Annotated in this window: 14 protein-coding genes; 6 read left to right on the forward strand and 8 right to left on the reverse strand. The window is 49.4% G+C overall.

Translation table 11 applies throughout. From position 1 onward, the window contains the following. Positions 1-53 precede the first annotated feature (53 nt). The gene (gene nadA / locus L0Y31_RS00475; RefSeq protein ID WP_234735101.1) at positions 54-1,064 is read left to right on the forward strand and encodes a quinolinate synthase NadA; all 1,011 of its coding nucleotides are present in this window, start codon (positions 54-56) and stop codon (positions 1,062-1,064) included. 6 nt (positions 1,065-1,070) lie between these two features. Then, complete coding sequence (gene nadB, locus L0Y31_RS00480) at positions 1,071-2,657, forward strand: L-aspartate oxidase (RefSeq protein WP_234735102.1); 1,587 nt, start codon at positions 1,071-1,073, stop codon at positions 2,655-2,657. A 10-nt stretch (positions 2,658-2,667) separates the two neighbouring features. On the opposite strand, the gene L0Y31_RS00485 is transcribed toward nadB, so the two are convergent. From L0Y31_RS00485 to L0Y31_RS00505, 5 genes are all read right to left on the reverse strand, one after another. Further along, a complete protein-coding gene (locus L0Y31_RS00485; RefSeq protein WP_234735103.1) occupies positions 2,668-3,342 on the reverse strand; it encodes a LytR/AlgR family response regulator transcription factor in 675 nt (224 codons plus the stop codon). Between the two features lie 161 nt (positions 3,343-3,503). Continuing rightward, positions 3,504-4,766, reverse strand: coding sequence for a sensor histidine kinase (locus L0Y31_RS00490; protein WP_234735104.1), 1,263 nt, complete (start codon positions 4,764-4,766; stop codon positions 3,504-3,506). Between the two features lie 19 nt (positions 4,767-4,785). Next, positions 4,786-5,526 (reverse strand): CPBP family glutamic-type intramembrane protease, encoded by a 741-nt coding sequence (locus L0Y31_RS00495; RefSeq protein ID WP_234735105.1) that lies wholly within the window; start codon positions 5,524-5,526, stop codon positions 4,786-4,788. A gap of 47 nt (positions 5,527-5,573) precedes the next feature. After that, positions 5,574-5,879: a hypothetical protein gene (locus L0Y31_RS00500; RefSeq protein WP_234735106.1), complete on the reverse strand. Its 306-nt coding sequence runs from the start codon at positions 5,877-5,879 to the stop codon at positions 5,574-5,576. Positions 5,880-6,010: 131 nt separating this feature from the next. After that, a complete protein-coding gene (locus L0Y31_RS00505) occupies positions 6,011-8,890 on the reverse strand; it encodes a putative LPS assembly protein LptD (protein WP_234735107.1) in 2,880 nt (959 codons plus the stop codon). Between the two features lie 204 nt (positions 8,891-9,094). Here L0Y31_RS00505 and L0Y31_RS00510 point away from each other — a divergent pair, with 204 nt between their 5' ends. From L0Y31_RS00510 to L0Y31_RS00520, 3 genes are all read left to right on the forward strand, one after another. Continuing rightward, entirely contained in the window at positions 9,095-10,012 is a 918-nt protein-coding gene (locus tag L0Y31_RS00510; RefSeq protein ID WP_234735108.1) for an N-acetylmuramoyl-L-alanine amidase family protein, read from the forward strand. 78 nt (positions 10,013-10,090) lie between these two features. Beyond that, positions 10,091-11,107, forward strand: a complete 1,017-nt coding sequence (locus tag L0Y31_RS00515; RefSeq protein WP_234735109.1) for an MlaD family protein — start codon at positions 10,091-10,093, stop codon at positions 11,105-11,107. Positions 11,108-11,244: 137 nt separating this feature from the next. Then, positions 11,245-12,870 carry an acyl-CoA carboxylase subunit beta gene (locus L0Y31_RS00520; protein ID WP_234735110.1) on the forward strand — a complete coding sequence of 542 codons (1,626 nt, stop codon included), beginning with the start codon at positions 11,245-11,247 and terminating at the stop codon, positions 12,868-12,870. 43 nt (positions 12,871-12,913) lie between these two features. Here L0Y31_RS00520 and L0Y31_RS00525 read toward each other — a convergent pair whose 3' ends face one another. Beyond that, positions 12,914-13,837 carry a DUF1338 domain-containing protein gene (locus L0Y31_RS00525; protein ID WP_234735111.1) on the reverse strand — a complete coding sequence of 308 codons (924 nt, stop codon included), beginning with the start codon at positions 13,835-13,837 and terminating at the stop codon, positions 12,914-12,916. 79 nt (positions 13,838-13,916) lie between these two features. On the opposite strand from L0Y31_RS00525, the gene L0Y31_RS00530 reads away from it, so the two are divergent. Continuing rightward, positions 13,917-14,369: a hypothetical protein gene (locus L0Y31_RS00530; protein ID WP_234735112.1), complete on the forward strand. Its 453-nt coding sequence runs from the start codon at positions 13,917-13,919 to the stop codon at positions 14,367-14,369. A 56-nt stretch (positions 14,370-14,425) separates the two neighbouring features. On the opposite strand, the gene L0Y31_RS00535 is transcribed toward L0Y31_RS00530, so the two are convergent. Together L0Y31_RS00535 and L0Y31_RS00540 are read right to left on the reverse strand one after the other, a co-directional pair. Then, positions 14,426-16,162 carry a S41 family peptidase gene (locus L0Y31_RS00535; protein WP_234735113.1) on the reverse strand — a complete coding sequence of 579 codons (1,737 nt, stop codon included), beginning with the start codon at positions 16,160-16,162 and terminating at the stop codon, positions 14,426-14,428. A 144-nt stretch (positions 16,163-16,306) separates the two neighbouring features. After that, positions 16,307-18,358, reverse strand: a complete 2,052-nt coding sequence (locus L0Y31_RS00540; protein ID WP_234735114.1) for an acetoacetate--CoA ligase — start codon at positions 18,356-18,358, stop codon at positions 16,307-16,309. Positions 18,359-18,425 lie beyond the last annotated feature (67 nt).

The following is an 18,425-nucleotide window of genomic DNA, read 5'->3' on the forward strand; positions in this document are numbered from 1 at the left end:
CGCCAAGGGTTGACCTTCGCGGCCCATTTTTACGACCCCTATTTGTTTTGGTCATGGCAACATTCCCACTTACTTTAGAAGAAGAAGCACGGCAGGTTGGCTATATTAGCCGCTCAACGCCAAAAGATAAAGACTTTTTAATGGATGAAATCCGGCGCATGAAGAAGGAGAAAAACGCCGTGATTCTCGCCCACTATTACGTCGACAGCGACATTCAGGACTTAGCCGATTACATTGGCGATAGCCTCGGTCTTTCGCAACAGGCTGCCGCCACGGATGCCGAGATGATTGTCTTCTGCGGGGTGCATTTCATGGGTGAAACGGCCAAAATTCTGTCCCCGGACAAGAAAGTCGTTATCCCTGATTTAAACGCAGGCTGTTCACTGGCGGATTCGGCCCCGGCAGATAAGTTCGCCGACTTCAAAGCACAGTACCCCGATCATATCGTTTTGTCGTATATCAACTGCTCAGCGGAGATCAAGGCGCTTTCCGACATTATCGTTACGTCTTCCAACGCGCTGAAGATCGTCGAAAGCCTGCCGGCTGATCAGAAAATCATCTTTGCCCCGGATGCCAACCTCGGTCGGTTTGTGTCTAAAAAGACGGGCCGCGACATGGTGCTTTGGGACGGTGCCTGCATTGTTCACATCGATATTTCGCAGGAAAAACTAACGGCACTGCGCCAGAAATACCCAAGCGCTAAATTCATCGCCCACCCGGAATGCCAGGAGCACATTTTGAGCCAGGCTGATTACGTAGGCTCCACAACGGCGCTGTTGAAATACGTGGTCGATCAACCCGATGAGGTGTTTATCGTGGGCACCGAAGCGGGCATTCTGCACAAAATGAAGCAGGCGGTTCCGCACAAAAAGATCATTCCGGCACCGGCTTCAGAAAATAATACCTGCGCCTGTTCAGAATGTCCTTACATGAAGATGAACACGCTCGAAAAGTTGTATAATTGCCTCTATTATGAAATGCCGGAAATCTCCGTTCCAGAAGACATTCGGGTAAAAGCCGAAGCCTCAGTTCTGCGCATGTTGGAGATGAGTAAGAATATTTAATATCCTATGCCCCATCAGTATGATTTCCTTGTCGTCGGTTCTGGTATTGCCGGACTGACGTATGCCACGAAACTGGCTATTCATTTCGAAGAGCAGCAAACGCCCGTCCGCATTGCTGTCATCACGAAAGTTCGCGCCGACGAAACCAACACCAAGTACGCGCAGGGTGGCATCGCAGCGGTTTGGTCGGAAGATGATTCGTTCGAGAAGCACATCGAAGACACCATGATTGCGGGCGATTTTCTGAGCAACCGCGAGATTGTTGAGATCGTTATCCGGGAAGCGCCGGAACGCATTCAGGAACTCATTGATTACGGAACCCGCTTCGACAGGGAAAAAGATGGGGATTATGATCTGGCCAAAGAAGGCGGTCACTCCGATCATCGGATTTTGCACTTTAAGGACATTACCGGAGCCGAAATTGAGCGGGCTTTGCTGGAAAAGGCGCAGTCGCTAAAATCCATCGAGATCTTCACGCATTATTACGCCGTTGACCTCATTACGCGGCACCACCTCGGCGAAACCGTGCACCGCTACGACCCGGACAATCATTGTTTTGGAGCGTATGTGCTAGATACACAGACAGGTAAGGTTGAGCGTTTTCTGGCTAAAACCACATTGCTGGCAACGGGCGGTATTGGCAATATCTACCAAAGTACCACTAACCCGACGATTGCCACCGGTGATGGCATGGCGATGGCATACCGCGCCAAGGCAATTTGTAAGGACATGGAATTCATCCAGTTTCACCCGACGGCTTTGTATGAACCCGGCAAAAAACCGAGCTTCCTGATCTCAGAGGCGGTCCGTGGTTTCGGGGGGATTCTGCGTAACAAGAAGGGAGAAACGTTCATGGAGCAGTACGATTCGCGCTTGTCGCTGGCTCCACGTGATATTGTCGCTCGGGCCATTGACTCCGAGATGAAAAAATCGGGGGATCAGCACGTTTATCTGGATGTGACGCACTGCGATTACGAAAAATTCGTTGAGCATTTCCCAAATATTACGGCCTACTGCCGCGAAAACCTGGGGATTGATATTCAGAAGGAGTACATTCCGGTGGTTCCGGCCCAGCATTACATGTGCGGGGGCGTGCGCGTCAACGAATGGGGACAAACCAACATCAATTTCTTGTACGCCGCCGGTGAATGCTCCTGCACGGGTCTGCACGGCGCCAATCGTCTGGCGTCTAATTCGCTGCTGGAAGCCGTTGTTTTCGGGCACCGGGCCTACGTGAAAACGCTGGAAGAGCTCAACGCTGCTGTTACGCCCCCTGACCTCCCCGAATGGAATGACGCGGGCACTACGCATCCCGAAGAACTGATTCTGGTCACGGAAATGAAGCGGGAACTGGAATCGATCATGTCCAATTACGTAGGCATTGTGCGTTCCAACCGCCGGATGAAGCGGGCCATGGACCGTCTGGAACTGATTTACCTCGAACACGAAGAACTCTACCGACAGTCAAAAGTGTCGGTTCACGTGTGCGAACTGCGCAATATGATTGAGGTAGCTTATTTGATTCTCAAAGCCGCGATGTCGCGAAGCGATAACCGGGGCCTGCATTTCAATCTGGATAATGTAAAAGCCTGACGAGTCGGGTTTATTTGACCCGTTCCAGCAACTCATCCCGGTAAGAGCCACTGAGCGGCACCTGCAACTTGTTAATGGTTAGCTGGTGCCGCTCAATTTTTTCGATGCGGTCCAGCGCGACGATATACGATTTGTGTACCCGCATGAAATCCTCCGCCGACAGCATTTCCATGGCCTCACTGATGGTCATGCGGGTTAGCGTTTTCTTGCTTGTTTCCTGAAAGGTCAGGTAATTTCCTTCGGACGCGATGTAAAGCAGTTCTTCCAGATTGATCCGCACCCAATCATACCCATCTTTGACAAAGACATACGGCGATTTCTTTGTATTGCCCGAAACCCGTTCGTAGGCTTTATTGCAAGCCTGTAAAAACCGCCCAAAAGCAATGGGTTTCAGCAGGTAATCCAGCGCACTGAGTTCAAATCCCTGTAAGGCATATTCGGGATAGGCCGTCGTGAAAATAACCAGCGACTTATTGCCAACTACCTGAGCAAAATCAAGGCCGGTCAGGTCGGGCATGTTGATGTCGAGAAAGATCAGGTCAACCGCTTCAGTTTTGAGATAGTTCAGCGCCTCGAATGCATTCACAAAAGTAGCTTTCATTTCCAGAAACGGCACTTTCGAAGCATGTGAGCGAATAATATCCAGCGCAATGGGTTCGTCGTCAACGGCAATACAACGGATCATAATAGCAGATTATGGTTTTTCGAAATAACGTTTGGCCAATACAAAATAAAGCGGAGCCAAAACTGTCATGGAGAGGATGCCAATCCACTTTACAGCAGCTAACGTTAAGGGAATAGCAATCAGAAAAGTAATCAAAAATTTCTTTTTGAGCGTCATAATCGTTAGAGTTTGATGGTCAGTATTACTGAAAAATTATTTGGGCTTTCTTCTACCAGTAAGCGATGCTTTCCCGGATAAGCCAGTGCCAGCCGCTGCCGGACGTTGGCTAATCCTGATCCCGCGCCTTTTTCCAGATCGGTCCGTGGCGGAATGCTGTTTTCAATTTTTAGGTTGAGCTGGCCCTTTTCAACGCGCAGAAAAATGCGAACGAAAGAAGAATGCTGAATGCTGATTCCGTACTTAAAGGCATTCTCGATCAACGGGTTTAGCAGCAACGGGGCAATTTTTACGGGTTGCTCATCCCACTCAATATCGGTCTCAATCCGGATCGTATCCAGCCGGGGCAGCCGAATCTCCTGTAGTTCGATGTAATCGTTGATGAACTTCAGCTCGCGCCGGATATCGGTTACCTGCACCCGAGACTCTTCCATGACGTAGCGCATAATTCCTGAAAGTTGCTGGATGCTTTCGGCGGTGCGCGGGCTGTTTTCCATCAGTGCCGTACCGTACAGGTTATTCAGCGTATTGAACAGAAAATGCGGGTTCACCTGCGCTTTGAGGGCTTCTAGTTCGGCCTGGGTTTTTTCCTGAAGCAACGTTGCCTGCCGCCGGAACGAATCGCGCCAGCTTTTAAACAGGTTATGCAGGTAAAGCGCCGGAATCAGGGGATAGAGTAAAAGCGCTTCCGCATCTTTCACGGCCTGGTCTTTACTAGAGAGACTGATTGCAATCTTAAGCGCAAACCAAGCAATCAGCCATATCAGTGTATAAACCACCTGACCAATTCGGTCTTTTTCGTACAAGCGCCGGAATAAATAACGGTAGCTCAATTCGGCAATGGCGATTACGAAAAGCAAAACGGCAAAAACAGCTTTCCACTCGACAGCAACCCGACCCAGGAAATAACCCAGGCGGTAAGAGTCGGGCGGCGTTCTTACTTTCTGGCTGCCTGCCCCTTTCTTGTCTTCGGGGGATGCGAGTCCCAATTCAACACTCGGTTGCCCTTTTTTGCGGTAGTTTACTTTTCCCCGTTCCTCATAATCCGTCAGCATTTCCTGTATGCGTGATGGTAAACTTTGCTCAGAAAAGAAGTAAGTCAGATAGCCAAGGCTTCCCACTAGCGCGAGCAAGATCCAGTGCTTTTTCAAAAAGGCAAGTACCGGCGATGTAGATTGAATTTGTTGACTGATGAAGGGAGTCAAGTTTGTATCGATTTTTAGGGCTTTGGCTTCGATGGTATTTTTAACGAGTATTAGCCTTTCCATGTCAAGTAAGGGGGTAAAATTAATTAAATTGACTGGTCATCATGAGGGTAACCGGACCTAAATTCACCAGCATGTGTAAACCTACCGCATACCAGAATCCGTAGGTCATTCGCACATAGCCTTGATAGAAGCCCAGCACAATCTGCGGAAGCGTAATCAGAGGAGCTAGTGCCAGATGCCATACGGAAAGCTCAACACAGTTGCTCAGGTGAAAAAAACCAAAGGAAAAGGCCGAGAGATAATAAATCACCCGGAAATGCTGCCGCCAAAAGGCTTCGATACGCCCGAAAAGCCGGGGTTGACGAATCCACTTCACCAGCAGATAGCTGGCAAGGCTCCACATAGCAAATATCCCTACAACAAGGTACTGCGGCGTTGCGCTGCTCAGGTTATTATAAAGACGAAACAATACCAATAGCAGCATTATACTGAGTGCACTGGCTAATCGCCCGGGGGTTAGTTGCAGGCTAAAGCGAAACATGGTTTCTTCCACCAAAGGAACAATCAGAACGGCCGCCACGAAAAAGCTCCAGCCATGAATAGCGTGGTGTTGTCTCAGGTCAGCGCCGGTCCACTTCTCGAACTGAAGCACCACAAAGGCGGCCAGAAAACCAGAACCCAACCAAAAAGGACACTGGGTCAAAAACAAGCGAATGAACAAGGTTACTTTGCTAAATCCGACTACGTTGACGGGCTGCACGTAACCCGGGTTCTTAACGTAAGACAGAAAGTCGGTGTAAATGGAGCGGCTAGGTTTCATTGGGGTAGAAAGGCGTTGACTGGTTAGGAAAGTCGCGTTCAATGGGCTTATTCAGCGATGATTTTTTTCTGGATGGGTTCGGCAATGATCGATTCAATTGGCGCTTGCGGGAGGTCTATCGTTTTAGGGACAGGGGTTACCTGAGGCTGTTTGGGCAACTGATCGTCAGGCGTTCTTTTCTGGTTAGGCAGTTCAGTGTACACATCCTGAAACGTTGCCCGAAGAGAATCACTGACCGTACGCGCGGGCGTTACTGGCGTGGTGTAGCGGCTCGGCTCAATGGTGTTGTCCGTACAAGCGGCAAATGAAAAAGCAGCAGCAAAAAGAAAGGCGGTAGCGAAGGTCGATTTCATGATAATGTGTTTGTTTTCGTTGTGGTTAACGATTCAAAACAAACACATTGCCTTCAGCTCGGAAATGAAGTGGGATGAACAGGGGGAACTTTGGGAGGAATACCCCAAACTTTGGGATATCCCTCTTTTGCTTAGTACGCTCCGACGTTGTAACCGCCTCGGCTACGTCGGGTAAGCTTCAAATCCTGCAAGACGCTGGAACGCGCCCGGATGTCGAAGGTAAAGAAGTTGGACCGGAACCGGCTGCCCGAAAAAGGCGTCCAGCTAAAATTCATGTCCCAGCAGTGCAGATCGCGGTGAACTGTAATTTGCGTCAGGGAAGGCGCTTTGGCCACAATATCGTAGCCCGACGTCAATGAGACTTTCCACTTCGGCGTCAGACTCAAATCGCCCGTTAGTTGCAGCGCTTGAACGATTTGGCTTTGCGTTGGAGTAAACCTACTCAAGCTGAAGGTATAGTTTACGTTAATGCTCCAGGGAATATTGAAATCAACGTACGCATCTGGATTTAGCTGAACATCGCGCATTTGAGCGTTTTCGGCGGGTGTTTGCGCCGCATTTGCATTGGGCATTTGCTTGGGCTTATCCGCACCCGGCGGCGCGAAACGCGTGCTCAAATAGAAATTCAGGTTTTGCAGATGCAGCGGACTTTGTTTCAAGTTGCTGTTGATAGCCAGCGTATTAACGCGCGTCAAAACCAGATCGCCTTTATCACCGCGCTGGGCAATGGCTCCCCGGTCGTCAATATAGTAAACATTCGTAGCCGGCCGTCGGTACTCATACGCATATGGGTCAAATGTAGCGTTGAAGTTAAAGCTGATCTTCTTCAGAATCTGCGTATTGGCACTCAGGTTAATGGGCGATAAATTAAACTGCGTGGCGTAGATATTGTAGCTCCCCGTTAAACTGATGTTATCAAAAAGGGAGATTTTTTCAAACTCACTCTTCGACGAGTCACTCCGCGAGCGCACCTTCATTTCAATCTGGTTGACAATGCTATAACTGATAGAAGCCGCATTACCTACAGCGGTACCCGTACTCCCTCCTAGCCCCCGATACCGTGACATGCGTAGGGGCCGACCCAAAGCATCCGTATAGCCCGTAATTTCCTGAGAAAAATTACTCGATAAATCAGGCACATAGCTGAACGAAACCGACGGGGCAATCGTGTGCCGAATTGCTTCCAGACGCCCCATTCGGATGAAATACGTTCCGTAGGCGCGGGTGTTTACGCTGGCGTTGAAGGAGGTCGAGTACGTTGCCGATATTTTGTCCAGCGTATCGATCTGGTAAACGTAGGTTGGCTGATCGGTTCCGGGTACTTCCCGTCGTCGGTAATTTAACTGCTTCGTATACAAATCGCCCTGAAACGAGATACCCGGCGTAAAGTTAATGTAACGGGCCAGCTTGAAGTTCGGCAATGAGATCGGAATCGAAAACCGGTTCTGCACGCTCATGTTGCCCAGGATTTCTGGCAGCGTCTGGAAGTTAAAGGGTAATAAAGTCTGCGATATCGCCGTATAGTCGCCCTGCCGAACGCGTTCCAGACTATCCAGGTATGCCGCAACGCCCGTTTCCCGAATGGCAGCGCTGTTGGCCACAATAACCGGGAAACCTAAGCCCGTGGTATCGATGATCCGGCGTTTGTTATTGATCAGGGCACTTCCGCTGAGGTCCATCCCCACCCGGAAAGTCTCGTACCAGCGGCCCGAACCGCCATTCAACGCAAAGGGCGCAATTTGTGTTACCCCGATGTTATAATCCGTTGAAACGTCCGTCTGGCCATTTTCCCGTAAGCCAGTCGTCGGATTGGTTTGACCAAAGTTCTGGTTTACCCGGAAATTCACCCCGCCTCGCACATACTGACCGACCTGGCGGCTATACTGCACCGACGAGCCCGCTACGTTCGACATGTAACGCTGCGCACTATAGGCATTAAGCTGGTTATAGCTATTGCTGGTTACGTTGACGTTGGCCGAGAAAGACGACCGACCGCCCCGATTCTGGGGCGCATGTGACCAGATGATACTAAAATCATTCCGTGGCCCCTGCGTGGTGTCTACAATATTGGATGTTCGGTTACGGGCGAAACGAAGCGCAAAGTTTCCTCCGTAGCGGTAGCGTTTGAGGTATTGCGATTCCACTCCCGCGCCCCAGCTACCATTGCCGTAAATCGACCCTTTGAACTGCATGCTGATATACTGGTTCATCGCCCAGTAGTACCCGCCATCACGCAAAAAGAAACCTCGTCCATTGGGTTCTTCTCCATATTGCGGAAAAATCAGGCCCGATGTTCCAATTTCCCGTTGCTTCGGAATCGGAAAAAAGCCGAAAGGAAGTCCCAGCGGCAGCGGAATCTGGTTGATAGCCAGATAAAAAGGCCCGGCTATAATCTGTCGGTTATGAACAACCTTAATTTTGGTGGCCGCAATGTGAAAGTGCGGTATCGCCAGATTACAGGTTGTATAGATCGGTGTTTCGCCGTTTCCTTTGCCAATGTACACGTTGTCGTCGGCGTCTTTCTTCACCCGTGGCCCCCGAATATTGCCTTCGCCCTGCGTAGTTACAACGCTCTGGATAATACCCTTCCGCGACTTGAAATTGTAGCGAATTTGTTTGGTATCGTACTGCTCGGCACCGTCCTTAAAAATCGGCAAACCAACCCATTTTTTAGACGTTGAGTCATAGCGTCCCTGCGCGAACACCTCGTTCGTTGCATAATTTAATCGGATATAAGCTGCTTTTAACGAAATATCGCCGTAGGTTACCTCCGCATCACCAAACAGTTCGTAAATTCGACCAGTAGCGTCGAAAAACGAGGAGTCTTTCGATGTCGCGGTTATGGTCGTTTTGAAAGCCTGGTCAACTTGCGTAGTATCGTTGACCACCGTATCACCCGCCGCAACGGCATCTGGTCTGGCTCCCGGCGCGATGGTTTGGGAGGCAGGCCGCGTAACGGTTGGTTGGGTTACATTTCCCGACCCAGTCGGGCGGTTCGTAGGGGTAGGCAAACGCCGGGGTAAGGAAGGAGTTTGCTGGGCTAGAACCAATAAAGAAAAAAACGTCAGCCACGCGCTGAACGCTGTCCGTATAATAAAGTATATGTTTTTCAGTTTTATCAAAAAAATTACATTTGCTAATTGATGCGGCCAGCTAACCCCGGAGGGTCTACCCGATTTACAAAGTTAGTAGCTAACTGTTATCTCAACACTGTCTTGAAACGTATTGCGCTGTTAAAAATTATTAAATCAAGTAGCCAGGCTTTTGGAGCGTCTGTGCTGATGGCTGTTTTTGTCATTCCCTTTTTCAGTTTTGTCTTCCTGCCTAGCCTTACTTTACAGGTTAAGCAGCTTCCTCAGCAACCGCACATTCAGCCACAAGGCGTTGAAGAAGAGCCTTTTGTGAGCGAACCTGTGGAAGCTCCGGGTCGGTTGAGAACCGTAGTTCTCGATGCAGGACACGGCGGAAAAGATCCCGGCTGTTTGGGCCGGATTTCTCGGGAATCGCGCATCGTTTTGAAACTCGCATTGGCAGTCGGTCGAAAAATAAAAGCAGAAATGCCTGGCGTTCGGGTGATCTACACCCGAACAACGGACAAATTTATTGAATTGGGCGACCGTCCGGCTATTGCCAACCGCAATAAAGCCGATTTATTTATTTCCATCCATTGCAATGCGAGTCCGCGCTCCAGCCAGGTATATGGAACAGAAACCTACACAATGGGGTTGCATAAAACAGATGGGAACCTGGACGTTGCCAAGCGTGAGAACGCTGTTATCCTGAAAGAAGATAACTATCAGGAAAAATACAAAGGCTTTGACCCTAACTCTCCTCTGGCACATATTATGCTAGCCAATTATCAGCACGCTTTCATGAGCAGTAGTATCAACTTTGCGCAAAAAGTAGAATACTGCTTCCGGAAACATGCTGAGCGAACCAGTAGAGGCGTAAAACAGGCTGGTTTTATTGTACTTTGGCGCACCACGATGCCCAGCGTACTGATCGAAACCGGCTACCTGACGAATCCAACTGAAGAACGTTATCTGGCTTCGGCAGAAGGCCAGGACGAAATCTCTGACTCTATTGTTAGGGCTTTTAAAGCTTACAAACAGGAAGTCGATGCAGCTGAGTGATCAGAGAGTTTTCTAACTTCGCGGCCAGTTCTAGTGTTGACTGATTATCAGTCTGCTCAATCACCGATTTGCACACGCATGAAAATTTCTAAAGAAGCAAAAGTAGGTATCCTGGCTGTCGTCTCTATGACGATTCTCTACTTTGGATTTAATTACCTGAAAGGTTCTGAGGTCTTCTCCCGCTCCAACAAGTTTTATGTAATTTATGACAATATCGACGGCCTTGCCCCTTCTAACTCTATTTTATTGAATGGATTAGCCATTGGCCGTGTGGAGCGAATTGACATTCTACAGACGCAAAACAACAAATTGCTGGTAACCCTGGACGTCAACGAAGAAATCATTATACGGCAGGGAACCAGAGCTGTTCTGGCTGATTCGGGTCCTTTGGGTGGCAAGCTGGTTCGCCTGGAATTGAACATGGCCGGACAGCCACTGGATAGTGGAGATACGCTGGTAGGTGGCCGAGAAAAAGGAATCTCAGCCCAGGTACAGGAAAAGTTACCGCCCGTACTGGCCAAATTTGACTCCCTGATGATTGGCCTTAACGGCATTGTAAAAGGCTTTGCCCAAACCGAAGCAATTCTGAACAGAACCCTGGCCTCGGCTGATCTGGCAACCGGAACACTGAACTCAACCCTGGTTGAAAACCGTCAGAGCCTTCGGGAAATGCTAGGCAACGTTAACCGCCTGACGGCAAGCCTTGTTCAAACCGAGAAAGAGCTAAAACCCATTTTGGCCAAAGCCAGTACATTTACGGATTCGCTCAATGCCCTGCACCTGAGTCAAACGCTTGAGAGCACCAACCAGACAATCCGGGCACTGCAACAAATGCTGGCCGACATTAACCGTGGCCAGGGAACGTTGGGAAAACTGAAAAGCGACGAGAAACTGTACGCCAACATGACCAGTACCACCGCCAGCCTGGATAAGCTCCTGACCGACCTGCGGGAAAATCCAAAGCGTTATGTCCACTTCTCCATCTTTGGCGCGAAGGACAAGAAAAAGAAAGACGGAACGACCCAGACAGTCCCTGTGCCTGGCTCTGTTACAACACCAGGAGATACTACCCAAGCGCCTGTTGATCAGGAATAATTATCTTTTGGTAGCTAATTACTGCTTTACACAAAACCTCGGTTTGATAGCCGAGGTTTTATTTTTTCGCTATCTTGTCATATTTCGCTAGTCCACATCAACAAAACCCAATCGTGATGCTTTCAACTGAAATACCCATGCAACCTTTACTGGATGAACTTCGTCAACGCGCCGAACAAACCTTTCTGGGCGGTGGCCAGAAGCGCCTAGACGATCAGCATAAAAAAGGAAAACTTACCGCCCGCGAGCGCATTGCTTACTTAACGGATGAAGGTGCGCCTTTCATCGAAATCGGCTTATTCGTTGGCGAAGGCATGTATACCGAACACGGCGGTTGCCCGTCGGGTGGCGTTGTGGTAGGAATTGGTTACGTATCCGGTCGGCAATGCCTCATTGTAGCCAACGATGCGACAGTGAAAGCTGGAGCCTGGTTTCCTATTACGGCCAAGAAAAACCTCCGGGCGCAGGAAATCGCCATGGAAAACCGCCTACCAATCATTTATCTGGTCGATAGTGCCGGTGTTTATCTTCCTCTACAAAACGAGGTTTTTGCCGATAAAGAACACTTTGGGCGTATTTTTCGAAACAATGCGCAGATGTCGTCGATGGGCATTGTTCAGGTGGCGGCCATCATGGGAAGTTGCGTGGCGGGGGGCGCTTACCTACCCATCATGTCCGACGAAGCCCTGATTGTCGAAGGAACAGGTTCTATTTTTCTGGCGGGGCCTTACCTGGTTAAAGCGTCCATTGGCGAAGACGTAGACGCTGAAACGCTCGGGGGGGCCAGCACCCACTGTGAAATTTCGGGTGTTACCGATAATAAATACCCGGATGACAAAAGTTGTCTGGATGCCATTCGGAAGATTTTCAGTAAGATTGGCCAGCCCGAAAAGGCAGGATTCGACCGTGTCGAAGCCGCTTCACCGGCAAAAGATCCGCAGGAAATCTACCAGATACTTCCCATCGATCGGGTGAAACCCTACGACATGCGGGAAATCATTGCTCGCCTCGTGGATAATTCTGAATTCGAGGAATACAAAGAACTCTACGGCCAGACCATTCTTTGCGGCCACGCTCGCATCGACGGCTGGGCGGTCGGCATTGTTGCTAACCAGCGCAAAGTGGTCAAATCGAAGGGCCGTACGGGCAGCAATGGCCAATCCTTACCGGGCGAAATGCAGATGGGTGGCGTTATTTATTCGGATTCTGCCGATAAAGCGGCCCGTTTTATCATGAATTGCAACCAGAAGAAAATACCGCTTCTTTTTTTGCAAGATGTAACGGGTTTTATGGTAGGTAGCCGGTCAGAACAAGGGGGCATTATTAAAGACGGTGCAAAGATGGTCAACGCGATGGCCAACTCAGTCGTTCCGAAATTTACGGTTGTTGTCGGCAATTCGTACGGAGCCGGGAATTACGCCATGTGCGGCAAAGCCTACGACCCCCGGTTGATTGTTGCCTGGCCGACGGCGCAGATGGCCGTCATGAGCGGCGCTTCGGCGGCCAAAACGCTGTTGCAGATTCAGGTTGCTTCATTGAAGGCCAAAGGACAAACCATCACGCCCGAAGATGAGCAGGCGCTTTTACAACGCATTACCAACCAGTATAACCAACAATTATCGCCTTATTATGCCGCCGCCAACCTTTGGGTCGATGCCATCATTGATCCGCTGGAGACCCGCCGCTGGATTTCGATGGGAATTGAAGCGGCCAATCAGGCTCCTATCACGAAGCCTTTCAACGTGGGTGTTATTCAGACGTAGGGTAGAAATTCTGCTCCCGTTAGGGATAACGGGAGCAGGCAATTTATTTGTTGGTCTGCGACGTAAACGTGCTTTCAAAAATCTTATCGGCATTTCCCGCTTCGAAGCCGTCGCGCCGGTGCTCCCGCCGAATCTCGCTGGCAGGTAGGTGCTGAAACTGGGGCAGAACGCGCCGCTCGGCAAATTCTACGTATGAACCGGCAATGCGCTGCTTCTCTCCTTCCGCAAAATCAGCCTCAATCATCTGGGCAACCGTCGACGCCTGCAACAACGCTTCATCCGGGCTGATCTTTATTTTTCCGCCGGCATCGTTCAGCTTGAAGCCCCGCTTTTCCAGAAAAGCCACAAAATCCTGGATGGTATTGTAGCCTTTTTTGAGATTATGAACACTAATAGTAAAATGGTTCAGGTAATATCGGTTGTAGATTACCCAGGCGGCATATTCACTTTCTTTCAGCAAAGTCAGGTACTCCTCGCGGGTCGGCGTGTCCCAGAGCGGCTCGTGCAAAAACGCGTCTACGGCTTTGGCGTCATCCAGATCCAGCGCATCAACGGGATCAAAAACAATGTTGTCGGTGTATTTATAAATAATGTGCTGCGCCTCATCGGATAACTCCCGAACGCGTAGTTCACTCACAAAAATGCGGGGATATTTCGGCTCCGGTGGACTATACCAGTAAGCATTTAGCTTTTTTTCGCTGAAGTCGTAATGATCCTGCTTTTGGTAACCATAATGCAGAAAGATCTTCTCAAACGATTTGATTCCTAAACTAGGAACACCCATCGTCCGGAAAGCAATGTGATCGTTTTCAATATCCTCCACATTTTTGATCACGCCTTCATCCAGTAGCGCATCTATAATTCCTGAAACGGCTGGGACAAGCTCACGGTACCGGCTCATTAGTCCGTCCAGCACACCGTCAAGGGTTTTCAGCAGATGGGCCGGTTTATCGGTTGTAGAACTCATGGCAATTTGTGGATTAGTGTACGAACAAGTTAATAAATTACGCCAAAGGAAAAGCCAAAACCGTTCCTACCTTTGCGGAATGAAAAAATGGCTTGTACTTTTCCTTCTTCCCTGTAGTATTTCCGCCTTTGGTCAGGCGTCAGTTGCTTATTACCCCTGGGCAAATCTTTTTACCGTTAGCACCAATCCGCAACGGCTACTTTGGCTGGACGCCCGGTTCCAGACCAATACGTTATTCGGGCAACTGAACACAACCATTACCCCGTTAATTAACGTCAAGCGTACGGAAACCTACCAGTTTTATGTAGGTCCTGGCATTCGTTTTAGCCCCGTCGATGCAGCTCTGGGCGATGATTTTTTGCAGGGTTATTCGTTACAAATTGGTGTTCGGGTGTCTCCCATTCAATCCATTCCAAATTTGCAGGCGGCCTTCGAAATGTCACCGTCCGTGGAAAGCAACTTTAAGAGCGGCGTTTTTTACTCGCGCCTGGGCGTAGCCTACGTCTTCAGAAAAAAGAAAGCGGAGCTTTAAATGAAACTGCCTGTCCAACTCAGAAATGAGTCAGACAGGCAGCTACATCTTGGGCCTTATTTCTTGGTTGTATAGTTTCCTTTAGCTAGCATTCGTGCCCGGTCGAACAACGTCATTGCCTGTTTGAAGGTATCATCCGACTCCGCCATTACCTGAAAAAACTCATTGTTCAAACCGTCTTTTTTGCCCGCTTTCCAGACATACTGGGCAATGTAGGCTTTCAGTTGCGTGCGAATGTAATCCTTTGAGCGGTTAAACTCCTTCTCGTTGAATTTCACGCCTTGCGACGTTGCGTCGTCGATCATGGCTTTCATCATCGGCTCCGAGATCGCAAAATCTTTTCTGAACGCCGTAAATCCGTCTTTCTCCAGGCGCTTTTTATTGGTGTTAGCGTACTCCAGCGCAGTTTCGCGAATGATATTTTTGTTGTATAACTTCAGCAGATATTCCGTCATGTACAGCGTATCACGCGGTACGAAAACATCAGGCGTGATCCCACCCGCCCCGTAGACGGTCCGTCCGCCTGAAGTCTGGAATTTGTATTTAGGATCGTTTTTGATGCTGTCTGCAATGTAGTATTCCCCGTTCTTAGCCCGTGCTTCCAGTTCATGCTCATATTCTTCGTTGCTCTTACCCAGGGTGTAAGGCTTCTGAATACTACGGCCGCTTGGTGTGTAATACCGGGAGATTGTCAGACGCAGCTCTGATCCATCGGCCAGCATAATCGGCATCTGAACCAGCCCTTTTCCGAACGACCGGCGGCCTACAATCAATGCCCGATCTTGGTCCTGCAAAGCCCCCGCTACAATTTCAGAGGCCGAGGCGCTGCCTTCGTCAATCAGAACCACTACCGGCCCTTCTTCAAACTGTCCGGCAATGCGCGCTTTTACCTGCCGGTCATACCGATTGTCTTTTCCGTCGGTGTACACCAGCAATTTATCACCGTCAATAAACTCGTCGGCGAGGCTGGTTGCGCGATCCATGTAACCACCTGGATTGTTGCGCAAGTCTAGCACCATCTGGGTCATCCCCTGCTGTTTCAGGGTATTCATGGAGGCTTTGAACTCATCGTAAGTCGTCTCAGAAAAACGGTTTACTTTGATATAGCCCGTTTTGTCATCAATCATGTAGGCAGCATCCACCGAATAAGTCGGAATTCGGTCGCGCGTCACCGTGAATGAAAGGGGTTTCTTTTCGCCCTTGCGTAGTATTACCAGTTTAACGGGCGTTCCACGCTGGCCGCGTAACGTCTGAAAAACCAGTCCATTATCTAGTTTAGTCCCGGTTAAAGGCGTTTCGTCTACTTTAATCAGTTTGTCACCGCTTTGAATCCCCGCCGTTTCCGAAGGGCCTCCTGCCAGTGGCGTAACTACGTAGACCGTATCTTTATAAATATTGTATTCGATCCCGATTCCATCAAACCCGCCTTCGAGTTGGGTCCGTGCGGCAACAGCCTCGTTTTGATTCAGGTAGGATGTGTGCGGATCTAACTTCTCAAGCATTTTTTGGATGGAATAATCCACCAACTCTTCCGTATTTACCGTATCAACGTAGTTGTTTTCAATCAGTTGCAAAACTTCCTTGAATTTTGAATACCCCCGACCGATGTTGGCAATGCTTTTTGAACTACCGAAGAAATTGGCCCCGATCAGCATACCCGCAGCCATGGTTAACCCCAACAGAATAGGTAATCGAACCGTTGCTTTGTCATTTCGAATTGTTTGACCTGCTTTAGGAGTTGTCGTGTGTTTTGACGTGTTCGGTCCTGGCCGATCTTTGCTGTTTTCCTCCATACAATTGTACTGCTTAAAAGACCATCCTTTTTCTAGTGACAAGGCCGGTTTAGGTTCTGTTTCAGGTATGTATCACTACGACCAGTAAACGCTTGAAACCAGTCAAAATGTTTGCCGAAAACGTAGTCTTTCAAAAACTGTTTTTTATGGTAAATTTTCCGGCTCAAAGAGTTCGGCAAATCGCACAAACTCATTCAGGGCCGCCGGATTACGAAATGTATCAGGATTGGTTACATTTTGGGGTAAGGCACCCATCAGCAGCTTTTTGACAGGAGCTTCCACTTTTTTACCACTAATTGTATACGGAATTTCGGCTACCTGATAAATAGCGTCCGGGACGTGGCGCGGACTGTATTTGGTGCGCAAGGTCTGTCGAATGCGTTGCGTTATTTCCTCAGTTAGTTGCTCTGGCTCCCCATTATTGTTGCTTAATACCACAAATAAAGGCATGAAAAAGCGTCCATGTGGCAATTCCAGACAAACCACCAAACTGTCAGATACCTCGGGTAAGCTTTCGACAGCACTGTACACTTCACTGGTTCCAATTCGCACGCCATCGCGGTTTAGGGTAGCGTCCGAACGTCCGTAAATAACAATGCTGTTGCGATCCGTAATTTTGATCCAGTCGCCGTGCCGCCAGGCCCCTGCATAATGCTCAAAGTAGCTGCTTTGGTAGCGTTCGTTATCGGGATCATTCCAGAAATAAATAGGCATTGACGGCATGGGTTCCAGGATTACCATTTCGCCTAATTCATTCCGTACAGGTTTCCCTTGCTCGCTGTAGGCTTCCAGCTTGCAGCCCAGCATTCGGCACTGGATTTCGCCCTCGTAAACCGGCAGCGTTGGTGAGCCACCCACAAAGCCACTGCATACGTCGGTGCCCCCACTGAGTGATATAAGCCAGACATCTTTTTTTACCGCTTCATAAATCCACCGAAACCCTTCATCAGGCAGCGGCGAGCCCGTAGAACCAATGGTTCGTAACTGGTCCAGCTTCCATTTGCTATTCGGTCTGGTCTCCTCCTCGCCTTCACTTTTCCCGGAGCGCATGCAAGCCAGAAAATAAGCCGCTCCGCTGCCGAAGTGATTGACTTTAGCTTTTTCGGCCAGGTTCCACAACACATCCAGAGTAGGGTAAGCCGCCGATCCGTCGTAAATAACCAACGTCGCACCGACCAGCAAAGACGCCACGGAATAATTCCACATCATCCAGCCCGTTGTCGAATACCAGAAATAACGCTCACCCGGCTTTACATCCTGGTGCAGCGCCAACGCTTTGAGATGCTCAAGGAGGCAACCGCCCACGCTGTGCGTAATGGCTTTGGGCTTTCCCGTGGTACCCGATGAATACAGGATCCAGATCGGGTGCTCAAATGGAACGGCTTCGAACACCAACTCACTTACGGGGGCACGCAGAATGGTCTCCCAAAGAATTACATCACCTAGTTTACCCCTTACGTCTAGCTCGTGCAGGCTGGTATTCCGGTTCAGATAAGGCACCCAGATAATTTGTTGGACGGTTGGCAAGGCAGCCCGCAACTCATGAATGGTTTCTGTTTTATCAATGGCTTTACCATTATACGTATAGCCATCAGCGGCGATCAGAATTTTTGCCTCGACCTGTTGAAAACGATCAATAATACTAGCCGTTCCGAAGTCGGGGGAGCAGCTCGACCAAACACCGCCCACCGCATTGGTAGCCAGAAAAGCAACTACCGCCTGCGGAATATTCGGTAAAACCGACACAACCCGATCGCCGGGAGTAATTCCTTTTGCGCGTAAGTGAGCGGCCAGCGCCGCTACCTGCCGTTCCAGTTCAGCCCACGACATTTCCGTGAGCGGCTGCCGCTCTGACTGAAACAAGAGAGCCGGGTAATCGTAGGTTTTGTTGCGGAAAATATGTTCAGCATAATTGATTCGGGCGCCTTCAAACCAGCGCGTTCCAATCATGCCACTTTTCGGTTTCTGGATGACGTCGTAGTATTCTTCAAGGCTCTGTACATCAAAAAATTGCCAGATGCTTTCCCAAAAAACTTCCAGATCCGTGGTCGACCAATCCCATAAATCGTGATAATCCCGGAAATACAAGCCTTTCTTCACAAAAAGCCAGTCGAAATAGCGTTTCATATTCGATTGGTCAATCAGTTTCCGATCAGGTTTCCAGAGTGGTTTCAGCGATGTTGGTGTAGAAGTCATAATCAAATTTGTCAAGCAATCCACGAATTATTCAGCAGACTAATGTGTTCTCAGTCTAGGACAAAAA

The sequence above is a fragment of the Tellurirhabdus bombi genome (assembly GCF_021484805.1).
GTDB lineage: Bacteria > Bacteroidota > Bacteroidia > Cytophagales > Spirosomataceae > Tellurirhabdus > Tellurirhabdus bombi.

Bases quoted from the DNA above. Each gene is read 5' to 3' on its own strand.
- nadA (WP_234735101.1), top strand. From the start codon at position 54: ATGGCAACATTCCCACTTACTTTAGAAGAAGAAGCACGGCAGGTTGGC.
- nadB (WP_234735102.1), top strand. From the start codon at position 1,071: ATGCCCCATCAGTATGATTTCCTTGTCGTCGGTTCTGGTATTGCCGGA.
- L0Y31_RS00485 (WP_234735103.1), bottom strand. From the start codon at position 3,342: ATGATCCGTTGTATTGCCGTTGACGACGAACCCATTGCGCTGGATATT.
- L0Y31_RS00490 (WP_234735104.1), bottom strand. From the start codon at position 4,766: ATGGAAAGGCTAATACTCGTTAAAAATACCATCGAAGCCAAAGCCCTA.
- L0Y31_RS00495 (WP_234735105.1), bottom strand. From the start codon at position 5,526: ATGAAACCTAGCCGCTCCATTTACACCGACTTTCTGTCTTACGTTAAG.
- L0Y31_RS00500 (WP_234735106.1), bottom strand. From the start codon at position 5,879: ATGAAATCGACCTTCGCTACCGCCTTTCTTTTTGCTGCTGCTTTTTCA.
- L0Y31_RS00515 (WP_234735109.1), top strand. From the start codon at position 10,091: ATGAAAATTTCTAAAGAAGCAAAAGTAGGTATCCTGGCTGTCGTCTCT.
- L0Y31_RS00520 (WP_234735110.1), top strand. From the start codon at position 11,245: ATGCAACCTTTACTGGATGAACTTCGTCAACGCGCCGAACAAACCTTT.
- L0Y31_RS00525 (WP_234735111.1), bottom strand. From the start codon at position 13,837: ATGAGTTCTACAACCGATAAACCGGCCCATCTGCTGAAAACCCTTGAC.
- L0Y31_RS00530 (WP_234735112.1), top strand. From the start codon at position 13,917: ATGAAAAAATGGCTTGTACTTTTCCTTCTTCCCTGTAGTATTTCCGCC.
- L0Y31_RS00535 (WP_234735113.1), bottom strand. From the start codon at position 16,162: ATGGAGGAAAACAGCAAAGATCGGCCAGGACCGAACACGTCAAAACAC.
- L0Y31_RS00540 (WP_234735114.1), bottom strand. From the start codon at position 18,358: ATGACTTCTACACCAACATCGCTGAAACCACTCTGGAAACCTGATCGG.